Source organism: Lentzea sp. NPDC054927 (assembly GCF_053610285.1).
Map to the genome: position 1 here is coordinate 60,207 of NZ_JBSGXZ010000048.1, position 7,837 is coordinate 68,043.

Consider the following 7,837-nt stretch of genomic DNA (forward strand, 5'->3'; position numbering starts at 1 on the left):
AAAGGTGGCGCCACCGGGTGAGAACCATCACGCTTGCGGGGTGCTTGCTGGCGTTTGCAGGGGTGCTACTGGCGGGTAACATCCGGTTTGATGGCAGGGTCGTGAACACCCGGCGGCGCAGTCCCTAGAGTCCTCCGCGCAAGCGTCGCCGCCCGTCCGCAGGAGGTCGAAGAGGACCTATGAACATTGTTGTCCTGGTCAAGCAGGTGCCTGACACCTGGTCCGAGCGCAAGCTCACCGACGCCGACCACACCCTTGACCGCGAATCCGCGGATGCAGTGCTCGACGAGATCAACGAGCGCGCCGTCGAAGAGGCTCTGCTGCTGCAGGAAGCCCACGGCGGTGAGGTCACCGTGATCGCGATGGGTCCCGACCGCGCCACCGACGCCATTCGCAAGGCGCTCTCGATGGGTGCCGACAAGGCGATCCACGTGAGCGACGAGGCGCTGCACGGCTCCGACGTGCTCGCCACGGCGAAGGTCCTCGCGAAGGCGATCGGCACGGTCGAGAACGTCGACCTGGTCATCGCCGGCAACGAGGCGACCGACGGCCGCGCGGGCGCTGTCCCGGCCATCGTCGCCGAGCTGCTCGGCCTGCCGCAGGTCACCCAGCTGCGCAAGGTCACGGTCGAGGGCTCCACGATCAAGGGCGAGCGCGAGACCGACGAGGGCGTCGCGTTCCTCGAGGCCTCGCTCCCGGCCGTGGTCTCGGTGACCGAGAAGATCAACGAGCCGCGTTACCCGTCCTTCAAGGGCATCATGGCCGCGAAGAAGAAGCCCGTCTCCACGCTCACCGTGGCGGACCTGGGCATCGACGCGTCCGAGGTCGGCCTGTCCGGTGCGTGGTCCCAGGTGCTGGAGGCGGCCCCCAAGCCGCCGCGCAGCGCGGGTCAGCGCGTCGAGGACGGTGGCGACGGCGGTCAGAAGATCGCCGAGTTCCTCGTCGGCCAGAAGCTCATCTGAGGGAGGGGAAATCATGTCTGAAGTACTTGTTCTGGTCGACCACGTCGACGGCGAGGTCAAGAAGGTCAGCTACGAGCTGCTGACGGCCGCGGGGCGCCTGGGCACCCCGGCCGCCGTGGTCGTGGGCGCGCCCGGCACCGCCTCGAAGATCCGCGAGTCGCTCGGCCGCTTCGGCGCCGCGAAGGTCTACGCGATCGAGTCGGACGACGCGGTCAACTTCCTGGTGACCCCGAAGGTCGACGCCCTCGCCGCACTGGCCCCGAACGCGTCCGCGGTGCTCGTCTCCGCGACCGTCGAGGGCAAGGAGGTCGCGGGCCGTCTCGCCGTGCGCCTCGGCGGCGGTCTGCTCGTGGACGTCGTGGACATCGACGCGGACGGCACCGGTGTGCAGTCCATCTTCGGTGGCGCGTTCGTCGTCAAGGCCAAGGTCGGCACCGGCACCCCGGTCATCACCGTCCGCCCCGGCGGCGTCGAGGCCGAGGAGTCCGCGGCGGACGCCGTGCTGGACGAGTCGGTCTCCATCTCCGTGGACACCGCCAAGTCCGCCCGCGTGACCTCGCGCGAGGCGATCGTCGGCGGCGACCGCCCGGAGCTGACCGAGGCCTCGGTCGTCGTCTCCGGTGGCCGCGGCGTCGGCTCGGCGGAGAAGTTCTCGACCGTCGAGGAGCTCGCGGACTCGCTGGGTGCCGCCGTCGGTGCCTCGCGCGCCGCGGTCGACTCCGGCTACTACCCGCACCAGTTCCAGGTGGGCCAGACCGGCAAGACGGTCTCGCCGCAGCTGTACGTGGCGCTGGGCATCTCCGGTGCCATCCAGCACCGCGCGGGCATGCAGACCTCGAAGACGATCGTCGCGGTCAACAAGGACCCCGAGGCCCCGATCTTCGAGATCGCCGACTTCGGCGTGGTGGGCGACCTGTTCAACGTCGCGCCGCAGCTGACCGAAGAGGTCAAGAAGCGCAAGGGCTGAGCACTCCCGCTCACGAACGGCCGTCCCGCCTCGGTGGGGCGGCCGTTCGCGTTAGGGTTGGTTTCATGACCGAAGAGCGCTACTGGCTCCAGTACCAGTGAAGGAGAGTCCAGCGGCTGCACGCATCGCCTGACGATGCGGGATGCGCCGGGACGATCCACGAGTACCTGCGCCGATTCCACTCGCCGACGGACCGATCCTTCGAGCGGACGTTCCTGCTCAGGTGGTGCTCGGACTGCCGGACCTTCGCGTCGTACACGGTGCACGTGGATCGCGACACGGTCCTGGAGGACCCGCTGGCCGATCTCGCCCCGGAGGAACGCAGGCGGCTCGTGCGCAAGGAACTCCACCTGGTCCGGCATCTCGCGAGGCTGAAACAACGCGGCCAGAGCTAGCACCACCGTGGGTTAACCCGACTGCCACTGAGGCGTCATCGGTTTGACCTGCTGTCATTCGCCAACCCGGCTTCACCCTGGTTCGCATGACGCAGCCGGAACTGCTTGTCAGCACCCCCGCCCAGCAGGGCGAGGACGCTCCCCGCTACTCCCTTCTCGTCGCCCGTGACAGCGAAGAAGTCGTCGCCGCGCAGAGACTGCGCTACGAGGTGTTCGCCGGTGAGATGGGGGCGACGCTGCACACCAGCGTGCCCGGCCACGACGTCGACGAGTTCGACCAGCACTGCGACCACCTCGTGGTGCGCGACGACCGCACGGGCCAGATCGTCGGCGGCTACCGCATGCTGCCGCCGGAGCGTGCCAAGGAGGCCGGCCGGCTCTACAGCGACGGCGAGTTCGACCTGGGCAACCTCGCCGGCATCCGGCACACCACGGTCGAGACCGGACGCTCCTGCGTGCACCCCGACCACCGCAACGGCGCCGTCGTCAGCCTCGTGTGGGCGGGCATCGCGCGGTACATGCTGCTGAGCGGTCACAAGTGGCTCGTCGGGTGCGCGTCCATCCCGTTGCAGGACGGCGGCAGCTACGCGGCCGGCGTGTGGGACACGGTGCACGCCAAGCACTACGCGCCCGAGCAGTACCGCGTCACGCCGCACACGCCGTGGAACGTCGACGAGATCGAGCGGCCGGCCAAGACGGTGGTGCCGCCGCTGCTCAAGGGTTACCTGCGGCTCGGCGCCAAGATCTGCGGCCGGCCCGCGCTCGACGCGGACTTCGGGGTCGCCGACCTCTTCATCCTGCTCGGCATGGACCACGTGGACCAGCGCTACCTCAAGTTCTTCCTGGGGGAAACAGCATGAGTCACGCCTGGATGCCCGCCTCGCCCTGCGGTGACGGGTGCGTCAGCGGTACGCCGGGCCAGGTCAGCGCGTTCAGGCAGACCTGGCGGGCCGTCACGGCCCTCACGGCCCTCCTGTGCGGTGTGTGGATCGCGGTCGCGCTCCTGCTGCCGGCCAGGCAGCGGGAGAGCGCCATCCGCCTGTGGTTCCACGCGGTCCTGCGGGCGTTCGGGGTCCGGCTGCGGGTGCACGGCGCCCGGAGGTTCCAGGAGATCCCCAAGCGCGGCGTGCTCGTCGTGAGCAACCACGTGTCGTGGCTGGACGAGCTCGCGATCGACTCGGTGCAGCCGATCCGGCTCGTGGCCAAGAAGGACATCAAGAGCTGGCCGGTGCTCGGCAGGATCATCACGGCGGCGGGCACGGTCTACCTCGACCGCGAGAAGCTCCGCGAGCTGCCGCAGGCCGTGAACGAGCTGGCCACGTCGCTGCGCAACGGCAGCGCGGTCGGCATCCACGCCGAGGGCACGACGTGGTGCGGGCTGGCGTCCGGGCACTACAAGCCGGCGCTGTTCCAGGCCGCGCTCGACGCCGGTGTGCCGGTGCGGCCGATCGTGCTGCGCTACCGGATCGGCGACCACCTGACGACGCAGCCGGCGTTCATCGGCAGTGACACGCTCGTCGACTCGATCCGGCGGGTGCTGAAGACCAAGGACCTCGTGGTCGAGGTGCACGTGCTCGACGAGATCGCTCCCGGCCGTGCGTCGACCCGCAGGGAACTGGCGAAACTTGCCGAAGAGCAATCAAACCGCTTGACCTCGACCGAACTGGAGATTGCACCATCTACAGGTGACTCTCACCGCGCCCGCTCCATCACGCCTCTGGTCGCCTGACCACCGCTGGCCCACGACGGGCATCCTCCTGCTGGTCACCCTCCTCGCGTTCGAGGCGATGGGGGTCGGCACGGCGATGCCCACCATGGTCCACGAGCTCAAGGGCGAGGCGCTGTACGCGTGGCCGTTCCTCGCGAACCTCGCGGCGAGCGTCATCGCGACGGTCTTCTCCGGACGACTCTCCGACCGGCGCGGACCGAAGCCCGCGGTGCTGATCGGCGTGGTGCTGTTCCTCGCCGGGCTGGTCGTCGCGGGCGTGGCGGAGACCATGACGGTGTTGCTGATCGGACGGGTGCTGCAGGGCTTCGGCGCGGGCTTCCTGATCGTCGCGATCTACGTGCTGATCGCGCTCGCGTACCCCGAGAGCGACCGGCCCGCGGTGTTCGGCGCGCTGTCCGCGGCGTGGGTGATCCCGTCGCTGGTGGGTCCGGCGGTCGCGGGCTGGGCGACCGAGCACCTGAGCTGGCGGTGGGTGTTCCTCGCGATCGTGCCGTTGGTGCTCATCGGCAGCGTGTTGCTCATCCCGGTGCTCAGGAAGCTGCCTCCGCACGCAGAGACACCACCGGTGCGCAAGTACCTGCCGCTCGCCGCGGTGGCGATCGGTCTGGGCGTGGCAGGGCTGAGCTGGGGGTTGCAACACCGCACGTGGTGGCTGATCGCGGTGGCGTTGCTGCTGCTGGCGCCCGCACTGCGCATCCTGCTGCCGAAGGGCACGCTGATCGCCCGCCGCGGCCTTCCCGTCACGATCCTCGCGCGCGGTCTGCTGGCCGGCACGTTCTTCGCCGTCGAGGGCTTCATCCCGCTCACGCTGACCGTCGTGCACGGCTACTCGCCCCTGGAGGCGGGCATTCCGCTGACGCTGAGCGCGCTCGGCTGGGCCGGCGCCTCGATGTGGGCGTCGCGGCACCCGGAGATCGAGCGGTACACGCTCGTGCGGGTCGGCTTCCTGTTCACGGCGACGGGGATCTCGGCCGTGACGCTCATCGCACCCACGTGGGGCCCTGCGTTCCTCACACCGGTGCTGTGGGCCGTCGCCGGCGCGGGCATGGGCATGGCGACGTCCAGCGTCGGCGTGCTGATGATGGCCGCGTCACCCGAGGCCGACCGCGGGTTCAACTCGGCGGCGCTGCAGATCTCCGACATGCTCTTCTCCGCGACCATGATCGGGATCGGCGGCGTGCTCGTGCTGGCGACCGCGCCGACCGCGGGCGTGGTCGTGCTGAACCTGTCGATGGCGGCGTTGGCCGTGGTGGGAGCGATTCTGACCGGACCCCGCATGCGGGCTACCCTTGAGACCTGATGGCTTATCTCGACCACGCCGCCACGACCCCCATGCACCCGCAGGCGATCGCGGCCATGACCGAGGCGTTGTCCACCACGGGCAACGCCTCGTCGCTGCACACCTCCGGCAGGCGGGCGCGGCGGGCGATCGAGGAGGCCCGCGAGAACATCGCCGACGTCCTGGGCGCCCGGCCGTCCGAGGTGCTGTTCACCGGCGGCGGCACGGAGAGCGACAACCTCGCGGTCAAGGGCATCTACTGGGCCAGTGGCCGTCGTCGGGTGCTGGCCTCCGCCGTCGAGCACCACGCCGTGCTGGACGCCGTCGAGTGGCTGGAGCAGCAGGGCGCGGACGTCACGTGGCTGCCGACTGACTCCTACGGCCGTGTGTCCGCGGAGTCGGTTTCCGAGGCGTTGGGCTCCTCCGACGACGTCGCGCTCGTCACGACGATGTGGGCGAACAACGAGGTCGGCACCATCAACCCGGTGCACGACATCGCCCGTGTGTGCGCGGAACGCGGTGTGCCGTTCCACACGGACGCCGTGCAGGCTGTGGGCGCCGTGCCCGTTGATTTCGCTACTTCCGGCGCTTCGGCGTTGACCATGACCGGCCACAAGGTCGGCGGCCCGTACGGCGTGGGCGTGCTGCTGCTGGCGCGCGACGTGAAGTGCGCGCCGCTGCTGCACGGCGGCGGCCAGGAGCGGGACGTGCGGTCCGGCACGCTGGACGCGCCGTCGATCGTCGGTCTGGCCAGCGCGGTGCGAATCGCGGTCGAGGAACAGGCCGCTCGTGCCGTGGAGCTGACGGCGTTGCGCGAGGAACTGATCGCGTCGGTGCGCTCCGTGGTGCCGGACGTGATCGTGAACGGCGACCCGGTCGACCGCCTGCCCGGCAACGCGCACCTGACGTTCCCCGGCTGCGAGGGCGACAGCCTGCTGATGCTGCTCGACGCGCGCGGCATCGAGTGCTCGACGGGGTCTGCTTGTACGGCCGGAGTCGCGCAACCGAGCCACGTTTTGCTGGCGATGGACGTCGAGCCCGCGCTGGCGCGTGGCTCCTTGCGGTTCTCGCTCGGGCATACGTCGACGCTCGCGGACGTTGAGCAACTGGTGTCGGTGATCGGGCCGGTGGTGGAAAGGGCTCGCACGGCGGGTCTTGCGGGTATGAGGCGTTCTCGGAAGGTGGTCAAGCAGTGAAGGTCCTCGCGGCGATGAGCGGTGGTGTCGATTCCGCGGTGGCGGCGGCACGAGCCGTCGAAGCGGGACACGACGTGACGGGCGTGCACCTCGCGTTGTCGGCCAAGCCCGGGACGTTGCGCACCGGTGCTCGTGGGTGCTGCACGATCGAGGATTCCCACGATGCTCGGCGTGCTGCCGATCTGATGGGGATTCCGTTCTACGTCTGGGACTTCGCTGAGCGGTTCACCGAAGAGGTCGTCGAGGACTTCGTCGCGGAGTACGCGGCTGGGCGGACGCCGAACCCCTGTCTGCGGTGCAACGAGCGGATCAAGTTCGAGGCGTTGCTGGACAAGGCGATCGCGCTGGGGTTCGACGCGGTCTGCACTGGGCACTACGCGCGGCTCGAGGTCGTCGATGGGCGGCCGGAGCTGCGTCGTAGCGTGGACTTGGGCAAGGACCAGTCGTACGTGCTGGCATCTTTGACCGCGGATCAGTTGGCTCATGCGATGTTCCCGTTGGGGGACACCACGAAGGAGCTGGTGCGGGTCGAGGCTGCTGAGCGCGGGTTGTCGGTGGCGAAGAAGCCGGACAGCCACGACATCTGCTTCATTCCGGACGGGGACACGCAGAAGTTCCTGGCTGGGCGGATGGAGACGCGGCCGGGCCTGTTGATTGACGATGCGACTGGCGCGGTGCTGGGGCGGCACGCTGGGGTGCACGAGTTCACGGTGGGGCAGCGGAAGGGGCTCGGGATTGACGGGCCTGCTGCTGATGGGCGGCCTCGGTACGTGCTGGCTTTGGAGCCGGTTTCTGGCAATGTCCGGGTTGGGGCTGTGGAGAAGCTTGCTGTGACTGGGATTTCGGCTTCTGACCCGGTTGCGCATGTGGTGTTGGACGGGCCGGTTGAGTGTGTCGCTCAGGTTCGGGCGCATGGGGGGACGGCTCCTGCTGTTGCGGAGCTGGTTGATGGGGTGTTGCAGGTGCAGCTGCGGGAGCCGTTGAAGGGTGTCGCGCCGGGGCAGGCTGTTGCGATCTACCGCGAGGATTTGGCTGGGGATCTGGTGCTGGCTAGCGCCACGATTGACGCTACTTCCTGATCGCGGGTTTGTTTGGTGGTTGGGTTGCGTTGAGCGCGTTGCGTTTTAGGGATTTCGGGGCTCCGCCCCGGACCCCGCCAATCTGATCAAGGACCGGTTCCACGCCGCGCGCGGGTTGATGGCACGCCTGTTGCGTTGGGCGGAGTTGCGTTGCGTAGGTGGTTGCGTTGGCGGGGTGGTCCCGTCACAAGCCGTACCAGGAGCGACGCAGCAAGAGCTGTGGCACGACT

8 protein-coding genes are annotated in these 7,837 nt (G+C 69.1%); all 8 read left to right on the plus strand.

Annotated elements, in window-relative coordinates:
• Positions 1–179: 179 nt before the first annotated feature.
• The 8 genes from ACWGE0_RS39335 to mnmA all read left to right on the plus strand — a co-directional run bounded on the left by ACWGE0_RS39335 (position 180) and on the right by mnmA (position 7,607).
• Entirely contained in the window at positions 180–962 is a 783-nt protein-coding gene (locus ACWGE0_RS39335; protein ID WP_319965844.1) for an electron transfer flavoprotein subunit beta/FixA family protein, read from the plus strand.
• Positions 963–975: 13 nt separating this feature from the next.
• Positions 976–1,929 (plus strand): electron transfer flavoprotein subunit alpha/FixB family protein, encoded by a 954-nt coding sequence (locus ACWGE0_RS39340; RefSeq protein WP_452265966.1) that lies wholly within the window; start codon positions 976–978, stop codon positions 1,927–1,929.
• A gap of 266 nt (positions 1,930–2,195) precedes the next feature.
• Positions 2,196–2,324, plus strand: a complete 129-nt coding sequence (locus tag ACWGE0_RS39345; RefSeq protein ID WP_452265967.1) for a hypothetical protein — start codon at positions 2,196–2,198, stop codon at positions 2,322–2,324.
• 86 nt (positions 2,325–2,410) lie between these two features.
• Positions 2,411–3,184, plus strand: a complete 774-nt coding sequence (locus ACWGE0_RS39350; RefSeq protein ID WP_452265968.1) for a GNAT family N-acetyltransferase — start codon at positions 2,411–2,413, stop codon at positions 3,182–3,184.
• On the plus strand, positions 3,181–4,053 hold the full coding sequence (locus tag ACWGE0_RS39355; protein ID WP_452265969.1) for a lysophospholipid acyltransferase family protein: 873 nt from the start codon (positions 3,181–3,183) through the stop codon (positions 4,051–4,053). The genes ACWGE0_RS39350 and ACWGE0_RS39355 overlap by 4 nt, the downstream gene beginning before the upstream one ends.
• Complete coding sequence (locus ACWGE0_RS39360) at positions 4,010–5,353, plus strand: MFS transporter (protein WP_452265970.1); 1,344 nt, start codon at positions 4,010–4,012, stop codon at positions 5,351–5,353. Before ACWGE0_RS39355 ends, ACWGE0_RS39360 begins: the two co-directional genes overlap by 44 nt.
• The gene (locus tag ACWGE0_RS39365; RefSeq protein ID WP_452265971.1) at positions 5,353–6,528 is read left to right on the plus strand and encodes a cysteine desulfurase family protein; all 1,176 of its coding nucleotides are present in this window, start codon (positions 5,353–5,355) and stop codon (positions 6,526–6,528) included. The genes ACWGE0_RS39360 and ACWGE0_RS39365 overlap by 1 nt, the downstream gene beginning before the upstream one ends.
• The gene (gene mnmA, locus ACWGE0_RS39370) at positions 6,525–7,607 is read left to right on the plus strand and encodes a tRNA 2-thiouridine(34) synthase MnmA (protein WP_452265972.1); all 1,083 of its coding nucleotides are present in this window, start codon (positions 6,525–6,527) and stop codon (positions 7,605–7,607) included. Before ACWGE0_RS39365 ends, mnmA begins: the two co-directional genes overlap by 4 nt.
• The last annotated feature ends 230 nt before the right edge of the window (positions 7,608–7,837 follow it).

Bases quoted from the DNA above. Each gene is read 5' to 3' on its own strand.
- ACWGE0_RS39335 (WP_319965844.1), top strand. From the start codon at position 180: ATGAACATTGTTGTCCTGGTCAAGCAGGTGCCTGACACCTGGTCCGAG.
- ACWGE0_RS39365 (WP_452265971.1), top strand. From the start codon at position 5,353: ATGGCTTATCTCGACCACGCCGCCACGACCCCCATGCACCCGCAGGCG.
- ACWGE0_RS39340 (WP_452265966.1), top strand. From the start codon at position 976: ATGTCTGAAGTACTTGTTCTGGTCGACCACGTCGACGGCGAGGTCAAG.
- ACWGE0_RS39355 (WP_452265969.1), top strand. From the start codon at position 3,181: ATGAGTCACGCCTGGATGCCCGCCTCGCCCTGCGGTGACGGGTGCGTC.
- ACWGE0_RS39350 (WP_452265968.1), top strand. From the start codon at position 2,411: ATGACGCAGCCGGAACTGCTTGTCAGCACCCCCGCCCAGCAGGGCGAG.